Source organism: Pedobacter gandavensis (genome assembly GCF_032677645.1).
Taxonomy (GTDB): Bacteria; Bacteroidota; Bacteroidia; order Sphingobacteriales; family Sphingobacteriaceae; genus Pedobacter; species Pedobacter gandavensis_A.
The window spans coordinates 170,495-186,838 of the sequence record NZ_JAVTSB010000001.1 but is presented as its reverse complement, the minus strand read 5'-3'; the positions used below and the strand labels follow the sequence as shown (position 1 = coordinate 186,838).

Annotated in this window: 17 protein-coding genes and 5 tRNA genes; 20 read left to right on the top strand and 2 right to left on the bottom strand. The window is 39.5% G+C overall.

Translation table 11 applies throughout. The annotated features are described in order from the left end of the window. Positions 1 to 47 precede the first annotated feature (47 nt). The 3 genes from R2Q66_RS00765 (at position 48) to R2Q66_RS00755 (ending at position 2,612) form a co-directional block, all read left to right on the top strand. Positions 48 to 971, top strand: coding sequence for a ComEA family DNA-binding protein (locus R2Q66_RS00765; protein ID WP_316745911.1), 924 nt, complete (start codon positions 48 to 50; stop codon positions 969 to 971). A gap of 3 nt (positions 972 to 974) precedes the next feature. Next, positions 975 to 1,502 carry an adenine phosphoribosyltransferase gene (locus R2Q66_RS00760; RefSeq protein WP_316745909.1) on the top strand — a complete coding sequence of 176 codons (528 nt, stop codon included), beginning with the start codon at positions 975 to 977 and terminating at the stop codon, positions 1,500 to 1,502. A 366-nt stretch (positions 1,503 to 1,868) separates the two neighbouring features. After that, positions 1,869 to 2,612, top strand: coding sequence for a LuxR C-terminal-related transcriptional regulator (locus R2Q66_RS00755; protein ID WP_316745907.1), 744 nt, complete (start codon positions 1,869 to 1,871; stop codon positions 2,610 to 2,612). Here R2Q66_RS00755 and R2Q66_RS00750 read toward each other — a convergent pair. Next, positions 2,604 to 3,659, bottom strand: coding sequence for an ATP-binding protein (locus R2Q66_RS00750; RefSeq protein ID WP_316745905.1), 1,056 nt, complete (start codon positions 3,657 to 3,659; stop codon positions 2,604 to 2,606). The two genes, R2Q66_RS00755 and R2Q66_RS00750, sit on opposite strands and share 9 nt — an antisense overlap. Positions 3,660 to 3,857: 198 nt before the next feature. Between R2Q66_RS00750 and R2Q66_RS00745 the strand changes: the two genes are divergently transcribed. Beyond that, a complete protein-coding gene (locus tag R2Q66_RS00745; protein WP_316745903.1) occupies positions 3,858 to 5,030 on the top strand; it encodes an acyl-CoA dehydrogenase family protein in 1,173 nt (390 codons plus the stop codon). Between the two features lie 96 nt (positions 5,031 to 5,126). Here R2Q66_RS00745 and R2Q66_RS00740 read toward each other — a convergent pair whose 3' ends face one another. Further along, positions 5,127 to 5,498 (bottom strand): hypothetical protein, encoded by a 372-nt coding sequence (locus tag R2Q66_RS00740; RefSeq protein WP_316745901.1) that lies wholly within the window; start codon positions 5,496 to 5,498, stop codon positions 5,127 to 5,129. Positions 5,499 to 5,638: 140 nt separating this feature from the next. On the opposite strand from R2Q66_RS00740, the gene rpsU reads away from it, so the two are divergent. The 16 genes from rpsU (at position 5,639) to rpoB (ending at position 16,304) form a co-directional block, all read left to right on the top strand. Beyond that, positions 5,639 to 5,833: a 30S ribosomal protein S21 gene (rpsU, locus tag R2Q66_RS00735; RefSeq protein ID WP_062551169.1), complete on the top strand. Its 195-nt coding sequence runs from the start codon at positions 5,639 to 5,641 to the stop codon at positions 5,831 to 5,833. Positions 5,834 to 5,971: 138 nt separating this feature from the next. Then, positions 5,972 to 6,856: a tyrosine-type recombinase/integrase gene (locus R2Q66_RS00730; RefSeq protein ID WP_316745898.1), complete on the top strand. Its 885-nt coding sequence runs from the start codon at positions 5,972 to 5,974 to the stop codon at positions 6,854 to 6,856. Between the two features lie 14 nt (positions 6,857 to 6,870). Beyond that, positions 6,871 to 7,218 carry a ribosome hibernation-promoting factor, HPF/YfiA family gene (gene hpf / locus R2Q66_RS00725; RefSeq protein ID WP_182956989.1) on the top strand — a complete coding sequence of 116 codons (348 nt, stop codon included), beginning with the start codon at positions 6,871 to 6,873 and terminating at the stop codon, positions 7,216 to 7,218. 206 nt (positions 7,219 to 7,424) lie between these two features. Continuing rightward, a tRNA-Thr gene (locus R2Q66_RS00720) sits at positions 7,425 to 7,497 on the top strand. Between the two features lie 43 nt (positions 7,498 to 7,540). After that, positions 7,541 to 7,623, top strand: a tRNA-Tyr gene (locus R2Q66_RS00715). Positions 7,624 to 7,633: 10 nt separating this feature from the next. Beyond that, a tRNA-Gly gene (locus tag R2Q66_RS00710) sits at positions 7,634 to 7,706 on the top strand. Between the two features lie 102 nt (positions 7,707 to 7,808). Next, positions 7,809 to 7,880 (top strand) — tRNA-Thr (locus R2Q66_RS00705). 123 nt (positions 7,881 to 8,003) lie between these two features. Next, positions 8,004 to 9,191 (top strand): elongation factor Tu, encoded by a 1,188-nt coding sequence (gene tuf, locus R2Q66_RS00700; RefSeq protein ID WP_062550293.1) that lies wholly within the window; start codon positions 8,004 to 8,006, stop codon positions 9,189 to 9,191. A gap of 120 nt (positions 9,192 to 9,311) precedes the next feature. Further along, a tRNA-Trp gene (locus tag R2Q66_RS00695) sits at positions 9,312 to 9,382 on the top strand. A 13-nt stretch (positions 9,383 to 9,395) separates the two neighbouring features. Then, positions 9,396 to 9,593, top strand: a complete 198-nt coding sequence (secE, locus tag R2Q66_RS00690; protein ID WP_062550292.1) for a preprotein translocase subunit SecE — start codon at positions 9,396 to 9,398, stop codon at positions 9,591 to 9,593. Between the two features lie 9 nt (positions 9,594 to 9,602). Continuing rightward, positions 9,603 to 10,145, top strand: coding sequence for a transcription termination/antitermination protein NusG (nusG, locus tag R2Q66_RS00685; protein WP_062550291.1), 543 nt, complete (start codon positions 9,603 to 9,605; stop codon positions 10,143 to 10,145). A gap of 76 nt (positions 10,146 to 10,221) precedes the next feature. Further along, positions 10,222 to 10,665 (top strand): 50S ribosomal protein L11, encoded by a 444-nt coding sequence (rplK, locus tag R2Q66_RS00680; RefSeq protein ID WP_037443979.1) that lies wholly within the window; start codon positions 10,222 to 10,224, stop codon positions 10,663 to 10,665. 23 nt (positions 10,666 to 10,688) lie between these two features. Then, positions 10,689 to 11,387, top strand: coding sequence for a 50S ribosomal protein L1 (gene rplA, locus R2Q66_RS00675; protein WP_265840961.1), 699 nt, complete (start codon positions 10,689 to 10,691; stop codon positions 11,385 to 11,387). Positions 11,388 to 11,389: 2 nt separating this feature from the next. Beyond that, on the top strand, positions 11,390 to 11,911 hold the full coding sequence (gene rplJ / locus R2Q66_RS00670; protein ID WP_316745888.1) for a 50S ribosomal protein L10: 522 nt from the start codon (positions 11,390 to 11,392) through the stop codon (positions 11,909 to 11,911). Between the two features lie 63 nt (positions 11,912 to 11,974). Further along, positions 11,975 to 12,346: a 50S ribosomal protein L7/L12 gene (gene rplL, locus R2Q66_RS00665; protein ID WP_316745886.1), complete on the top strand. Its 372-nt coding sequence runs from the start codon at positions 11,975 to 11,977 to the stop codon at positions 12,344 to 12,346. 154 nt (positions 12,347 to 12,500) lie between these two features. Then, entirely contained in the window at positions 12,501 to 16,304 is a 3,804-nt protein-coding gene (gene rpoB, locus R2Q66_RS00660; protein WP_062550288.1) for a DNA-directed RNA polymerase subunit beta, read from the top strand. Positions 16,305 to 16,344: the final 40 nt, after the last annotated feature.

Here is a 16,344-nt window from a genome sequence, read left to right as displayed (position 1 = left end):
CAATTTCAAAAATAAGATTTATATTTTTAAATAACAGTACCTACATTGTGCAGGTGATCAGAAAATGGCGAAATAACTACTTTGAATTTTCTAAAAGCCAGTTTAACGGACTATTGGTGTTATTTACACTGATTTGTGTATTTGCTATATTTCCACCACTTTACCGGGCTTTAGTTCCTTTACAACCGCCAACATCAGAAGAGCAATCGGCTTTGCTGAAACTGGAGCTGGCCGGAGTTTCGGAAAGCGCCCAAAAGGGCTACACAAATCAGCGCAGCTACGGAAGTCAGGATAGGCGCCGTGTTTCCGAAAAAAGAATACCTTCCTTATTTTATTTTGATCCGAATTTAATCGGACAGGAAAGCTGGCAGCAACTCGGCTTATCCGAAAAGCAGGCGCAGGCGATTTTAAACTACCGGTCTAAGGGTGGTGTATTTCGTAAAGCATCGGATTTGAAGAAGATGTATACGATTCGCCCGGAATTATACCAACAGCTGGAGCCTTTTATTCGAATGGAGGCAGTGTCTGCTGATCGCTCAGATCGCCCTGCGCAAACCTTCCAGCCAAAAGAAATCATTATGGTGGCATTGAATACCGCGGATACCCTGGAGTTGGATCGTATTCGGGGGATAGGGAAAGTATTTGCCAGAAGGATTGTGGCGTACCGGGAGCAGATTGGTGGTTTTCATCAGAAAGAACAGCTGATGGAGGTGTTTGGCATCGATAGTCTGAAGTTTCAGGAAATTAAGGGACAGGTATCGGTAGATCCTGCGTTAGTAAGGAAAATTAATATCAATACGGCAAGCGCCGCTGATTTCAAGCGCCATCCTTATCTCCGTTACCAACAGATCAATGCTTTAATTGCCTATAGAAAACAACACGGAAATTATAGTAATATTGCTGACTTAAATAGGGTGGCTATAATGACACCTCAATTGATTGAAAAATTAGCGCCTTATCTTATTTTTTGAAAAATGATATTAGAGAAAATTAAAAAGACAGTTAGGGACGTAAATGATTTCCCAAAAGCCGGAATTGTATTTAAAGACATTACCCCGATTTTAAAGGACCCTGCTTTATGTCAGGAGATCCTGAAATCTTTAGCTGCACAGTTGGCTGATGAGAAAATTGATGTGGTTGCAGGTATTGAAAGCAGAGGCTTTTTATTTGGACCGGGATTGGCACAATTGCTAAATGTACCTTTTATTCCGATTCGCAAGGCGGGAAAACTGCCTTATAAAACAATCCAGGAGTCTTATGCGTTAGAATACGGAACGGCAACGATTGAAGTCCATGAGGATGCATTATTGCCTGGACAACGGGTTTTGATTCATGATGATTTGCTGGCTACCGGCGGTACAGTGGTTGCTGCCTCAAAACTGATGATGCAATTGGGTGCAACTGTTGCAGCCTATTCTTTCATCATCAGCCTTGATTTTTTAAATGGGAAAGACCGTTTAACACCATATAGCGCTAACGTATATTCCCTGGCAGGTTATTAAGCTTTTTCGGAGGCGGAAGTAGAAATGCAATCCTAAACAGGTTAGGATTGCATATTCATAATATAAAAGGGGGGAGTTATATACTAGTTCGTAATTTTGCAGGCCTGGTAAAAGCAAAAAATGAATAACACGATGGCGATTACCCTTAACAGCAGGATCGTGTAACGGGTAACATAGGATTTGTTGATGTTTTTGGTATACATGGCGTAATATTTATATAGATAATTGATCTGTTTTCTATATTGTTGGAATAGATTTTTGTTTATGTATTTATTTTGCCGTAAAATTACTCCAGGATAAGAGGCTTGTCAACTGAGAAAATACGCAGTTCTTCATTTTTATTCTTTAAAAAGTAACCATATTACAATGAAAATGCAGTCGAGAGAGAACTTTGGGGATTATTCTAAGACATTTATTACTGATGTTCCTACGGATCTGGAAAGTGAAACGGCCATTTTTTTTGCCCGTACTTTACCCAGATTCCCGGATGAAGCGATTTACATTTACTCTTTTAAAGAGAACCGTATGATTTATGCGGGGGGATGGGAAGAGATCTTAGGTTATAAAGACAGCGAAATTAATATGCTGGCCCTTGTTAATATGTCGGCACCAGAGTTTGCCCCTTTTTCTCATGAACTCAATGATAAAGCACTTCAGTTTATTCATCAAAAGAGCAAAGACCTCGAAAAATACAGCTTCAGCATAGAATTGAAGAAAATCCATAAGGATGGGACCGCAGTTCCGATTTCTGCAAGGGTAGGGGTATACAGTTCTGAAAACGGAAAGATCACCGCAATTATTGGGCGTTTTCAAGTCAACCGAAGCCTTATTTTTGGTAAAATTATGCGCTATGCTGCTTATGGGCCTGAAAAGGAGAAGTTTGAAGAGGAGCTGAACAAGATTTTATTCAGCTACCTGGCGATTTCTAACAAAGAACGCGAAGCTTTGGAACTGGTGGCAAAGGGCTATTCCTTTAAGGAGATTGCCCATGACCTAAAGGTTTCGCATTCTGCGATAGAAAAACGGATCATCCCTTTATATAAGCGCTTCAATGTAAAAAGCCTGACCCATCTCGTCAGCTTCGCGTACGACAATTCTATTTTACCTTAATATTGGGTCAAGATTTACGCGGACTACGTTTGAATCGGCTATGCCGATCTGTTTAAATAAGTGTTCCCAACGCTCTTCCTGGTTTTCTGTGGCTTCTTCCTCATTACCCATCACCCAAATTGTATTCATCTTTTTCAGGTTTTCTTTGTTGAAAGGACCATATTCCGGATTATCCAGCAATTCATAGAATATAGGTGCCCGAAGGATGTCTTTCCTGATCTGGCCACCTGGATTGATGTCATCTATAATCAACAGGGAAGAATCATGCCATGCCCAGGAGCCGGGAGAGATGGCCACCCGCTCTGCTTTCTCAAAAAACATAGACAACAATTTTGTGGCGGTTACATAACTGCATCGGTTGTTTTTAATTGATAGTTCAGTGGCTATGGCTACAGAAAGAGAGGTTTTCCCACTTCCTTTAGAGCCAAATAGTAAGAGGTGTTTTCCACTTTGTGGATTTTTCACGAAATCTGTAATCACTGCTTTGTGATCCTCCTCAATCTTGAATTTCCATTGGCTTAGTCGTAACTGGAAAGGATACCCTGCATTTTGAAGGTGCATTTTGGTCGAATACCAATAATAAGAAGGGTAAATAACCAGTACAGACAGGACCAGGAAGATCACCAGGGCGGAGATAGTATAGGCACAAAGTAGGCTACAGGCAAATGCACCTAGTCCGAAAAAACATAAATCCGTCAGTGTATCAAAGGTGATATTCCCCCATTCGGGATGAAATATATAGCCGGTGTTCTTAATGGCCTGATTTTTTGAATTGGCATTAAACAGCAGCGGGCCAAGGAAGTTGTACAGTTCAAATAAAATCCAGCATCCCCAGATGATGGCGGGTGCCAGGAGTTCCGGTCTGGATACTTCCGTTTTGGAGCTGAGGAAAGTATATAGTATAAAGGTTGGTATAAAGCCCAGGGAGAAATGGCCGAACTGATTGGCCATCCAGGAATAGGTAAGGGTCACTCCACGGTAGGCATCTTTTCCAATCAGGTCATTTTTTAGCTGTTGAAGGATGTCTTTTCGGGTAATAAATCTCATGATCGCGTTTAATTTGTAGTTTTTTCAGAACTAAATTAAAAAAAATATAAATAACTATTATGCGCTATAGCTTTCCTTAAAAATGAAGGGGTACGGTTAATGAACTAAATACCGTTTCGTTCTATCAGGAGGCGAATTTTGAACTGTGGTTGCTATAGTTTTTATTCCTTATAATTGTTCAAATTCAAACAATAAGATATGTTAGAAACGATGGATAGTTCTGTAGGATACAACTTTAGTATTTCAGAAGATCAGGAGATGATCAGGAAGATGGTAAAAGATTTTGCTGAAAAAAATATTCGTCCTCAGGTAATGGAATGGGATGAAGCGCAACATTTCCCGGTAGAGGTTTTCAAGAAACTCGGCGGATTGGGATTGATGGGGGTGCTGGTTCCTGAGATTTATGGAGGATCTGGTTTTGGCTATCAGGAGTATGTAGATGTGATTGTGGAGGTAGCTAAAGTCTGCGGCTCTATCGGTTTATCCGTAGCAGCACACAATTCTTTATGTACAGGACATATTTTAGCTTTTGGTACAGAAGAACAAAAACATAAATGGTTGCCTAAGCTGGCTACTGCAGAATGGATTGGTGCCTGGGGTTTAACGGAAGCAAATACGGGTTCTGATGCTTTGGGAATGATGACCACTGCGCGCTTAGAAGGCGATGAGTATGTAATCAATGGCGCTAAAAACTGGATTACTCACGGAAAAAGTGGTGATGTAGCGGTAGTCATGGTTCGTACCGGTGAAAAAGGAGATTCAAAAGGGATCTCAGCAATCGTGGTAGAACGTGGTACACCTGGTTTCTCTGCCGGTAAAAAGGAGAATAAACTGGGAATGCGTGCTTCGGAAACCACGGAGATGATATTCGACAATTGTCGTGTGCCTAAAGAAAACCTGTTGGGTAAGGTAGGAGAAGGTTTTAAACAGGCCATGAAAGTATTGGACGGTGGACGGATCTCTATTGCTGCTTTATCGTTGGGAATTGCCAAAGGTGCGTATGAAGCAGCAGTTGCTTATGCAAAGGAACGCCATCAGTTTGGACAACCTATTGCCAGTTTTCAGGGCATCAGCTTTAAACTGGCGGATATGGCCACAGAGATTGAGGCTGCTGAGTTATTGATCAGACAGGCTGCTGATTTGAAGAACCGTGGACTACCAATGACCAAGGAATCGGCCATGGCTAAGTATTTTGCTTCTGAAGTGTCGGTACGTTGCGCCACAGAGTCTGTACAGATTTTTGGCGGGTACGGATACACGAAAGATTTTCCGGTAGAGAAGTTTTACAGGGATAGTAAATTGTGTACCATTGGGGAGGGAACTTCCGAAATACAAAAAATTGTGATCGCAAGGGAGATTTTAAAAGATTAAATAGGTATATTACCTATTATATAATAGCATATTCTAACCAAATATAAACAGTAACGGATACGGCGACCTTTAGGGTCGCCGTATTTTTTTTATTTTTTACTGGATGGAAATGATTTCATAGACAACATAATTACTATAACCTCTCCATGGTAAAGCTCCCATATACTCTTTGTAACGGAGTTCAAATACTTTTCCGCTGTTCAGCATCATCTTCTCCGCTATAGCTGCATTTTCTACAGAAAACTCGAACTCATTGGATTGAATGTTTCCGGATTGTTTGGATTTAAGTCCGGTTTGAATCAGTTTCCCCTCGTAGGTTTTAAACAGATAACCTTTTTTGACTACATAGTTGAGTTCTCCGGCCTTTACGCCTTCTCCGAGTACAAAGTAGAAGCGGAAGTAGACAAAGCTGGCCAGAGCGAGCAGGACGATCCCGAGGATGATGAAAATCGTTTTTTTGGATTTCATAGGTTTTTGAGTAAGTGTTAATGCATAGACAAAATTAATTGGGCATTGTTTTAAATAAAAATACACTTATTGTTTTGAGAATCAAAACAAAGCTCTATCTTTGCAATCCTAAAAACAACGAGAGGGGGTATATTTACGTTATGATTATCATTAATATTAAAGACGGCGAATCACTAGATAAAGCCTTGAAACGTTTCAAAAAGAAATTTGAAAAAACAGGTGTGTTAAGAGAATTGCGTAGCCGCCAAGCTTATGAGAAAAAATCTGTAGCTCGTCGTACGTTAGTTAAACATGCTATTTACAAGCAGAACATGCAACTTGAAGGAACTGTATAGTTTCTAAAAAGTTTCTATGATATTAAAGCGCTATTGGTGAACCCAGTAGCGCTTTTTTATTTTTAATGTGAAATTTCTGAGGGTTTCACGAGGGATCTTTTGTATATTCACTTATCGTGTTTTACAAATAGTATGCCTATGGTTATTGCGCAATTCCTCCTTTATCTCCAGCACGAGAAACGTTATTCTCCACATACCCTGAAGTCTTATGAAACGGACTTGTTGCAGTTTAGTGATTACCTGCATCAGAGTTTTGAATTGCCGGTAGTTGAAGCCGGTCATCCCCAGGTGAGAAGTTATATGGTAGCCTTAATGGAAGCGGAGGTTTCAGAGCGTTCTATAGGCAGGAAGCTTTCTACGCTTCGCAGCTTCTATAAATACCTGTTGCGTGAAGGTTTAATCAGCGCGAGTCCGATGACGCTGGTCAGGGCACCAAAAATCCCCCAAAGACTTCCTGTATTTATAGAAGATCAGAAATTAGATGTTTTACTGGACTCCGCTGAATTTTTCGACGAGACTTTTCCTTCTGTTCGTGATAAACTGGTGATTGAAACTTTGTTTGGAACAGGTATGCGTTTGGCGGAATTACTTTCGCTCCATACGGAAAGCATTGATTTTTACGGCGCTACGATCCGTGTGACGGGTAAAAGAAATAAAGAAAGAATTATTCCCATGAGCAAAGTTCTTGCGGATCAGCTGAAAGCGTACATTGACATAAAAACTTTACAAAATTTTCATAACAAAATGGGTCCCTTATTCGTTACAGATAAAGGAACACCAGCTTATCCTAAACTAATTTATAGGATTGTGACCAGTTATTTGACATATATATCCACACAGGATAAGAAGAGCCCCCATGTATTGCGTCATTCTTATGCGACAAGCCTTTTAAACAGGGGGGCGGATTTGAATGCAATAAAAGAGTTATTAGGACATGCCAGCCTTGCAGCTACACAGGTATATACGCATAACTCTATAGAGAGATTAAAATCAATATATAAACAAGCCCATCCAAAGGCATAAAAAAGGAGGAAACAATGAAAATTACAGTTCAATCGATCCATTTCAATGCAGACCAGAAATTGTTGGAGTTTATTCAAAAGAAAACAGATAAGTTAGACCAGTACTTCGACCAGATTATTAGTGGGGAGGTTTATTTGAAATTAGAAAATGTAGAGGATGAAGCAAACAAAATAAGTGAGATCAAACTGATCGTACCGGGCGTTACGATGTTCGCAAAGGAACAATGTAAATCTTTTGAAGAGGCCACGGATTTGGCAATTGAGTCGTTAAGGAAGCAAATCACTAAACACAAAGATAAAACGCGAGAAAAATTAAGCGAACATAAAGCAATTTTAAATGCCGACGAAGTATCTGATTATTAGGCTGATATTTTGAAGAATTTTAATAAAAAGGGTGGCAGGATTAAGTCCTGCCATTTTTTTTTTAAAATAATTTTGGATCATATTAAAATTGGTGTACATTTGCAATCCCAATCAGAGAGGGCGTTTCTCTTAAAAGATTCGGATTAGTTCTGTGAAAGATTAAAATTTGAAAAATCATTGTGCACACCATTGCAATGATGATATTAGCCTCCTTAGCTCAGCTGGTAGAGCAACTGACTTGTAATCAGTAGGTCATTGGTTCGATCCCGATAGGAGGCTCTTTTAACTTCGATACTGCAAAGTATTGGCAGGTTAAAGGTAGGGGGGGATACCAGAGTGGCCAAATGGGACAGACTGTAACTCTGTTGTCGCAAGACTTCGAAGGTTCGAATCCTTCTCCCCCCACAATAAAAAAGCGAAAGTAGCTCAGTTGGTAGAGCGATAGCCTTCCAAGCTATAGGTCGCGAGTTCGAACCTCGTCTTTCGCTCAAAATTGGAAAAGCTGGAGAATCGGCAAGGAATTGAGTAGTTCAATTCGAATATCAAAATTGAACTACTTAATTTAATTTAGATTGAAGCTGAGATTAAAAGCCGAAGTAGCTCAGCGGTAGAGCACTTCCTTGGTAAGGAAGAGGTCGTGGGTTCAAGTCCCATCTTTGGCTCAAGATAAAAACAAGCTTTGTTGAATCTGTCGTTTATAGCAGTTGAACAAGGTTTTTTGTGTTGAATTTGTATCAAAACAATTAATTAATAAAAAGTTATAACCTACTAATAAGTATAAAAACATGGCAAAAGAAAAGTTTGACCGCAGCAAGCCGCACTTAAACATCGGCACAATCGGTCACGTTGACCACGGTAAAACAACCTTAACAGCAGCTATCACTAAAGTGTTATCTGATGCTGGTTTATCTGAGGCGCGTTCATTTGATTCTATTGACTCTGCTCCAGAGGAAAAAGAAAGAGGTATCACTATCAATACAGCACACGTTGAGTATTCAACTGCTAACCGTCACTATGCACACGTTGACTGTCCAGGTCACGCGGATTATGTAAAGAACATGGTTACTGGTGCTGCACAAATGGATGGAGCTATCATCGTTGTAGCTGCTACAGATGGTCCAATGCCACAAACTCGTGAGCACATTCTATTGGCTCGTCAGGTTGGTGTTCCTTCATTGGTAGTATTCATGAATAAAGTGGATATGGTTGACGATCCTGAATTACTAGAATTAGTAGAGATGGAAGTTCGTGAATTGTTATCTTTCTATGAATTCCCTGGTGATGATATCCCTGTAATTCAAGGTTCAGCTCTTGGTGGCTTGAACGGAGATCCTACTTGGGTTGCTAAAATCATGGAATTAATGGATGCTGTAGATAGCTACATTCCAATCCCTCCACGTTTAACTGAACTTCCATTCTTAATGCCTGTTGAAGATGTATTCTCGATCACTGGTCGTGGTACTGTTGCAACTGGTCGTATTGAGCGTGGTGTAATCAACTCTGGTGATCCTGTTGAGATCCTGGGTATGGGTGCTGAAAATCTTAAATCAACTGTAACAGGTGTTGAGATGTTCCGTAAGATCCTTGATTATGGTGAAGCTGGTGATAACGTAGGTCTATTGTTACGTGGTATTGAGAAAACTGATATCCGTCGTGGTATGGTAATCTGTAAACCAGGTTCAGTAACTCCTCACACAGATTTCAAAGCTGAGATCTATGTATTATCAAAAGCAGAAGGTGGACGTCACACTCCATTCTTTAACAAATACCGTCCACAATTCTATTTCCGTACTACAGACGTTACAGGTGAAATCACCTTAGTTGAAGGAACTGAAATGGTAATGCCAGGTGATAACGTTACTATCAATGTTAAATTGATCAACGCAATCGCAATGGAAAAAGGTCTACGTTTCGCAATCCGTGAGGGTGGTAGAACAGTAGGTGCTGGTCAGGTAACTGAAATTGTAAAATAATTTAAAGCTGAAAGGCATTAAATAACCAGATAAAACAAAGTAGCGGGCTTTAACCGCCCACTACTTTGTTTCTAATAAAGCTGCTAAATCCAAGTTGAAGGGATAAAGCATAATACACACACGGGAATAGTTCAACGGTAGAATAGAGGTCTCCAAAACCTTTGATCAGGGTTCGAATCCTTGTTCCCGTGCTAATAAAAGATTATGGCTAAAGTAGTTCAATTTATTAAAGAATCGTATGAAGAAATGACCCAGAAGGTTACTTGGCCTACATGGGGAGAATTGCAAAATTCTGCAGTGCTGGTTCTGGTAGCTTCGTTTATCATTGCATTAGTCGTTTTTGCAATGGATAAGGGATCTACTTTTGTTTTAGATACTTTTTATAAATCACTTTCTAATTAATATAGCTAAATGGACGATCAGTTGAAATGGTATGTAGTTAGGGCGGTAAGCGGTAAAGAGAAGAAGGTAAAACAGTATATCGATTCTGAAATTAGCCGTTTAGGTTTTTCTCACCTTGTTCCTCAGGTATTAATCCCAATGGAGAAATACTATCAAATGAAAGAAGGAAAAAAGATTGCGAAAGAACGTAACTTCTATCCCGGATATGTTTTGATTGAAGCGAATTTGGACGGAGAGCTAGAGCACATTATTAAGAATGTTAATAGTGTAATTGGTTTTCTGGGAGATAAAGGCGGAAACCCGGTGCCTATGCGTCAAGCAGAGGTTAATCGCATTTTAGGTAAAGTTGATGAGATGAGCCAGCAAGGTGAAACCATGAACGTAACTTACTATGTTGGAGAGAACGTAAAAGTAATGGATGGACCATTTAATGGTTTTACCGGCGTGATTGAAGAGGTGAACGAAGAGAAGAAAAAACTCAAAGTAATGGTTAAGATTTTCGGAAGAAAAACTCCACTGGAGCTTAACTATATGCAGGTAGAAAAAGAATAGAAATATTATATAAGATCTTAAATGTTACTTGCTTCCAACATTATAACATTGAGTATTAAAATTAACAAAACAGAAAATGGCAAAAGAAGTCAGTGCACTTGTTAAGTTACAAATCAAAGGTGGAGCTGCAAATCCATCACCACCAGTAGGACCTGCTTTAGGTGCTAAGGGGGTGAACATTATGGAGTTTTGCAAGCAATTCAATGCTCGTACCCAAGATAAGCCAGGTAAAGTATTACCAGTTGTAATCACTGTTTATGCTGACAAGTCTTTCGAATTTATCATCAAAACCCCTCCGGTTGCTATCCAGTTAAAGGATGCTACTAAATTAGCGAGTGGTTCTGCTGAGCCCAACCGTAAGAAAGTTGGTTCGGTGACTTGGGATCAGGTTAAGTCAATTGCTGAAGATAAAATGACTGATTTAAATGCTTTCACTATCGAATCGGCAATGAGTATGGTTGCCGGTACAGCACGCAGTATGGGAATCACCGTTAGCGGTGATGCACCTTGGACAAATTAATTAACAAAAAACAGTTTACAACAGTGGCTAAATTAACAAAAAATCAAAAAAAGGCACATGCTAAACTAGAATCTGGTAAAACGTATTCTTTACAGGATGCGGCTGCTTTGGTAAAAGCAATAACTACTACTAAATTTGATGCATCGGTTGATATCGACGTAGCATTAGGAGTAGATCCACGTAAAGCCAATCAAATGGTTCGTGGTATTGCAACTTTACCACACGGTACAGGTAAAACTGTACGTGTATTAGTACTTTGTACTCCTGATAAGGAAGAAGAGGCTAAAGCAGCAGGTGCAGATTTTGTAGGTTTAGACGAATATGTAGCCAAGATTGAAGGTGGATGGACAGATGTTGACATTATTATCACTACTCCTGCTTGTATGGCAAAAGTAGGTAAACTGGGCCGCGTTTTAGGTCCACGTAACCTTATGCCAAACCCTAAGTCAGGTACTGTAACTAACGAAGTTGGTAAAGCAGTAACTGATGTAAAAGGCGGAAAGATTGATTTTAAAGTTGACAAAAGTGGTATCATTCACGCATCAATAGGAAAAGTATCATTCCCAGCAGAAAAAATATATGAAAACGCATTAGAAGTACTTCAGGTAATTTCTAAGCTAAAACCATCTGCTGCAAAAGGAACTTATTTTAAGAGCATTCATGTTTCTTCTACTATGAGTCTTGGAATTGCAATCGAAACTAAATCAGTAGCGGGGATTTAATTATGAACAGAGAAGAAAAACACGTAGTAGTTTCAGCACTTCTAGAGAAGATGCAGGAATTCGGTAACTTTTACATTGCCGATACATCAAGCTTATCTGTTGAGAAAATTAACATGATCCGTCGCAAATGTTTCGAAAGCGGGATTGAAATGCAGGTAGCTAAAAATACTTTGATCAAAAAAGCGATCGAAGGATTAGAAGGCGATGCATCAGAGATCTTTGTTGCGCTTAAAGGTCAATCAGCATTATTATTCTCTACAACAGGTAATGGTCCAGCTAAGCTGATCAAAGCCTTGAGAAAAGGATCTGATAAACCACAACTTAAAGCGGCTTATATCGATTCAACAGTATTCGTTGGTGATAACCAATTAGATACTTTAGTGAGCTTGAAATCAAGAGAAGAGCTTATTGGAGACATCATTGGATTATTACAATCACCAGCTAAGAATGTTATTTCAGCTTTACAGTCAAGCGGTAACAAAATTGCAGGAATTGTTAAAACTCTTCAAGAGAGAGAAGGTTAAGGAACACCTCATAAGTTCAAATTATAAATTATTATTTTACGTAAATTTTTAAAATCTATAAATATGGCAGATTTAAAAGCGTTTGCTGAGCAATTGGTAAACTTAACAGTTAAAGAAGTTAACGAATTAGCTCAAATCTTAAAAGACGAGTATGGTATCGAACCAGCTGCTGCTGCAGTTGCTGCGGCTCCTGCTGGTGATGCTGCTCCTGCAGCTGAAGAAAAATCAACTTTTGATGTTATCTTAAAAGAAGCTGGTGGTTCTAAATTAGCAGTAGTTAAATTAGTAAAAGACTTAACTGGTCTAGGTTTGAAAGAAGCTAAAGATTTAGTTGATGGCGCACCAAAAGAATTAAAAGCTGGTGTTTCTAAAGACGAAGCTGAAGCTTTGAAAAAACAATTAGAAGAAGCTGGAGCTGTAGTTGAAATTAAGTAATCACTTAATTTTAATATAACTTTAAACATAGACTCCGACTGTATAGTCGGAGTCTATACCTGTTTATAAACATTTCATCTTGTTTGGCTGGTGAAAACGTTTAACGGCAAACCAAACAAATAGTTTATTCTTAAACTAAATTAACTTTAGTCCATTGGCAAATAAAGTCGACCAAAGAGTAAATTTTGCACGTAGTAAGCACATCATAGATTACCCGGATTTTCTAGATGTACAGTTGCAATCATTCAGAGAATTTTTTCAGATCGAGACCACTTCAGATAACCGTCATACAGAAGGTTTATTTAAGGTGTTTGCTGAAAACTTCCCAATCACAGATTCTAGAAATATTTTTGTTTTAGAATTCCTAGATTATTTTATTGATCCACCGCGTTATGATATACCTGAGTGTATTGACCGTGGGTTAACGTATAGTGTTCCATTAAAAGCGAAGCTGAAACTTTCTTGTAATGATGCAGAACACGAAGATTTTGAAACCATCATTCAAGATGTGTACCTGGGAACTATTCCATATATGACCCCTAAAGGTACCTTCGTAATCAACGGTGCAGAGCGCGTAATTGTTTCTCAATTACACAGGTCGCCAGGTGTGTTCTTCGGTCAAAGCCGTCACACAAATGGTACTAAGCTTTATTCTGCGCGTGTGATTCCTTTCAAAGGTTCATGGATCGAGTTTGCTACTGACGTTAATAACGTGATGTATGCTTATATCGACCGTAAGAAAAAATTCCCGGTAACTACACTATTGCGTGCAATCGGTTATGATTCTGATAAAGACATCCTTGAATTGTTTGATCTTGCTGATGAAGTAAAAGTTAGCAAATCAGGTTTAAAGAAATATATCGGACGTAAACTTGCTGCAAGAGTTCTAAGAAAATGGGTTGAAGATTTTGTGGATGAGGATACCGGTGAGGTAGTTTCCATTGATCGTAACGAAGTAATCTTAGATAGAGATACTGTTTTAGAGGATGAGCACATTGATATGATCATTGATGCAGGTGTTAAAACGATCATCTTATCTAAAGATGATGGTGCCAGTCAAGCTGATTATACCATTATCTATAATACTTTACAAAAAGATACTTCAAACTCTGAAAAAGAGGCTGTTGAAAACATCTACCGTGCTTTGCGTAACGCAGAACCACCTGATGAGGAAACTGCAAGAGGTATCATTGAGCGTTTGTTCTTCTCGGATAAACGTTATGACTTAGGAGATGTTGGTAGATACCGCATCAACCGTAAGTTGAAAATGGATACTCCTGATCACGTTAAAGTATTGACAAAAGCAGACATTATTGCGATTGTTAAATACCTGATCAAACTGATCAACTCTAAAGAAGAAGTGGATGATATTGATCACTTGTCGAATCGTCGTGTTCGTACAGTAGGTGAGCAATTATACGCTCAATTTGGTGTTGGTTTAGCGCGTATGGCTCGTACCATTCGTGAGCGTATGAACATTCGTGATAACGAGGTGTTTACCCCAACAGACTTAATTAATGCCCGTACATTATCGTCGGTAATTAATTCATTCTTTGGTACCAACCAGTTATCGCAGTTCATGGACCAGACAAATCCTCTGGCAGAGATTACGCACAAACGTCGTCTTTCAGCCTTAGGCCCAGGTGGTCTTTCCCGTGAACGTGCCGGTTTCGAGGTACGTGACGTTCACTATACTCACTACGGTCGTCTTTGTACGATTGAAACTCCGGAGGGTCCAAACATTGGTTTGATCTCTTCTCTTTGCGTTCACGCGAAGATCAATAACTTAGGTTTCATTGAAACTCCATACAAAAAAGTTAAAGACGGAATTGTTCAGGTAGATGAGGATGTGATTTACCTGTCTGCAGAAGATGAAGATGGTAAAACTATTGCACAAGCGAATGCTGCTTATGATGATCAAGGTAATTTCACCACTGCACGTGTTAAAGCACGTTACGAGGGTGACTTCCCGGTTATTGAGCCTGAGAAATTAGACTTAATGGACGTGGCACCTAATCAGATTACATCGATCGCTGCTTCGTTGATTCCGTTCCTTGAGCATGATGATGCGAACAGGGCCTTGATGGGATCCAACATGCAACGTCAGGCCGTACCATTGTTACGTCCTGAAGCACCAATCGTTGGTACAGGTTTAGAAGGTCGCGTAGCCCGCGATTCAAGAACACTGATCAATGCTGAAGGTGAAGGTGTAGTAGAATATGTGGATTCAAATGAGATCACTATTAAGTATGTTAGAAACGATGCAGATCGTTTGGTTTCATTCGAAGGTGATAGCAAAACATATAAATTAATCAAATTCAAGAAAACCAATCAGAACACTTGTATCAACTTAAAACCAATCGTTAAGAAAGGTCAGAAAGTAGTAAAAGGACAAGTACTATGTGAAGGTTATGCTACTGAAAATGGTGAATTGGCATTAGGAAGAAACTTAAAAGTTGCTTTCATGCCTTGGCAAGGATACAACTTTGAGGATGCGATCGTAATTAGCGAGCGTATTGTTCGTGAAGATATCTTTACTTCATTACACATTGAAGAGTTTGAATTAGAAGTGCGTGATACGAAACGTGGAGAAGAGGAATTAACACCAGATATCCCTAACGTTTCTGAAGAAGCTACTAAAGATTTAGATGAAAACGGTATTATCCGTGTAGGTGCTGAAGTTAAAGAAGGAGACATCCTGATTGGTAAGATCACTCCTAAAGGAGAATCTGATCCTTCGCCGGAAGAGAAATTACTACGTGCGATCTTTGGTGATAAAGCAGGTGATGTGAAAGATGCATCCTTGAAAACTCCTCCTTCGATCAAAGGTGTTGTAATTGATACTAAGTTATTCTCAAGAGCTAAGAAAACTACTAAAGCTGAAGAAAAAGCAGCGATAGAAAAATTAGATAAGAGATATGACCTTGCAACTACTAATCTGAAAAATGAGCTTGTAGATAAATTGTTCCAGATTGTAAACGGTAAAACATCTCAGGGTGTATTCAATGTTTACAAGGAATTATTATTCCCTAAAGGCGCTAAGTTTACGCAGAAAAGTCTTGCTGATCTGGAATATGCTCACATCAACCCATACAAATGGACTACTGATGAAGAGAAAAATGACCAGATTAAATTGCTGTTGCACAACTATGGTATTCGTGTGAACGAAGAATTAGGTGCTTACAAACGTGATAAATTCGCCATCAGTGTTGGTGATGAATTGCCATCAGGTATTGTACAAATGGCTAAGGTTTATGTAGCTAAAAAACGTAAATTAAAAGTAGGTGATAAGATGGCTGGTCGTCACGGTAATAAGGGTATTGTAGCCCGTATCGTTCGTGATGAAGATATGCCGTTCTTAGAAGATGGAACACCTGTTGATATCGTGTTGAACCCACTGGGTGTACCTTCACGTATGAACTTGGGCCAGATCTATGAAACTGTATTGGCATGGGCCGGTAAAGAATTGGGTGTGAAATTTGCAACTCCGATCTTTGATGGTGCTAAACATGACGAGGTAGAAGACTGGATCGCTAAAGCTGGTGTACCTGCTTCAGGTAGAACTTACTTACATAACGGTTTAACGGGTGAGAAATTTGACCAGCCAACAACTGTAGGTATTATCTACATGTTGAAACTAGGGCACATGGTTGATGATAAGATGCACGCTCGTTCAATCGGACCATATTCATTAATTACACAACAACCATTGGGTGGTAAAGCTCAGTTCGGGGGTCAGCGTTTTGGTGAGATGGAGGTTTGGGCATTAGAGGCATTCGGTGCGGCTAATATCCTGCAAGAGATCTTAACTGTTAAGTCAGATGATGTGATCGGTAGGGCCAAAACTTATGAGGCGATTGTAAAAGGCGAAAACCTTCCTACGCCAGGTGTACCAGAATCATTCAATGTATTGGTACATGAGTTACGCGGATTAGGTTTAGATATTACGTTAGACTAATGTTGAATTTTTTAATGCTGGAACGGACCACAGTTAAGCT

Bases quoted from the DNA above. Each gene is read 5' to 3' on its own strand.
- R2Q66_RS00760 (WP_316745909.1), top strand. From the start codon at position 975: ATGATATTAGAGAAAATTAAAAAGACAGTTAGGGACGTAAATGATTTC.
- R2Q66_RS00755 (WP_316745907.1), top strand. From the start codon at position 1,869: ATGAAAATGCAGTCGAGAGAGAACTTTGGGGATTATTCTAAGACATTT.
- R2Q66_RS00750 (WP_316745905.1), bottom strand. From the start codon at position 3,659: ATGAGATTTATTACCCGAAAAGACATCCTTCAACAGCTAAAAAATGAC.
- R2Q66_RS00745 (WP_316745903.1), top strand. From the start codon at position 3,858: ATGTTAGAAACGATGGATAGTTCTGTAGGATACAACTTTAGTATTTCA.
- R2Q66_RS00740 (WP_316745901.1), bottom strand. From the start codon at position 5,498: ATGAAATCCAAAAAAACGATTTTCATCATCCTCGGGATCGTCCTGCTC.
- rpsU (WP_062551169.1), top strand. From the start codon at position 5,639: ATGATTATCATTAATATTAAAGACGGCGAATCACTAGATAAAGCCTTG.
- R2Q66_RS00730 (WP_316745898.1), top strand. From the start codon at position 5,972: ATGGTTATTGCGCAATTCCTCCTTTATCTCCAGCACGAGAAACGTTAT.
- hpf (WP_182956989.1), top strand. From the start codon at position 6,871: ATGAAAATTACAGTTCAATCGATCCATTTCAATGCAGACCAGAAATTG.
- tuf (WP_062550293.1), top strand. From the start codon at position 8,004: ATGGCAAAAGAAAAGTTTGACCGCAGCAAGCCGCACTTAAACATCGGC.
- secE (WP_062550292.1), top strand. From the start codon at position 9,396: ATGGCTAAAGTAGTTCAATTTATTAAAGAATCGTATGAAGAAATGACC.
- nusG (WP_062550291.1), top strand. From the start codon at position 9,603: ATGGACGATCAGTTGAAATGGTATGTAGTTAGGGCGGTAAGCGGTAAA.
- rplK (WP_037443979.1), top strand. From the start codon at position 10,222: ATGGCAAAAGAAGTCAGTGCACTTGTTAAGTTACAAATCAAAGGTGGA.
- rplJ (WP_316745888.1), top strand. From the start codon at position 11,390: ATGAACAGAGAAGAAAAACACGTAGTAGTTTCAGCACTTCTAGAGAAG.
- rplL (WP_316745886.1), top strand. From the start codon at position 11,975: ATGGCAGATTTAAAAGCGTTTGCTGAGCAATTGGTAAACTTAACAGTT.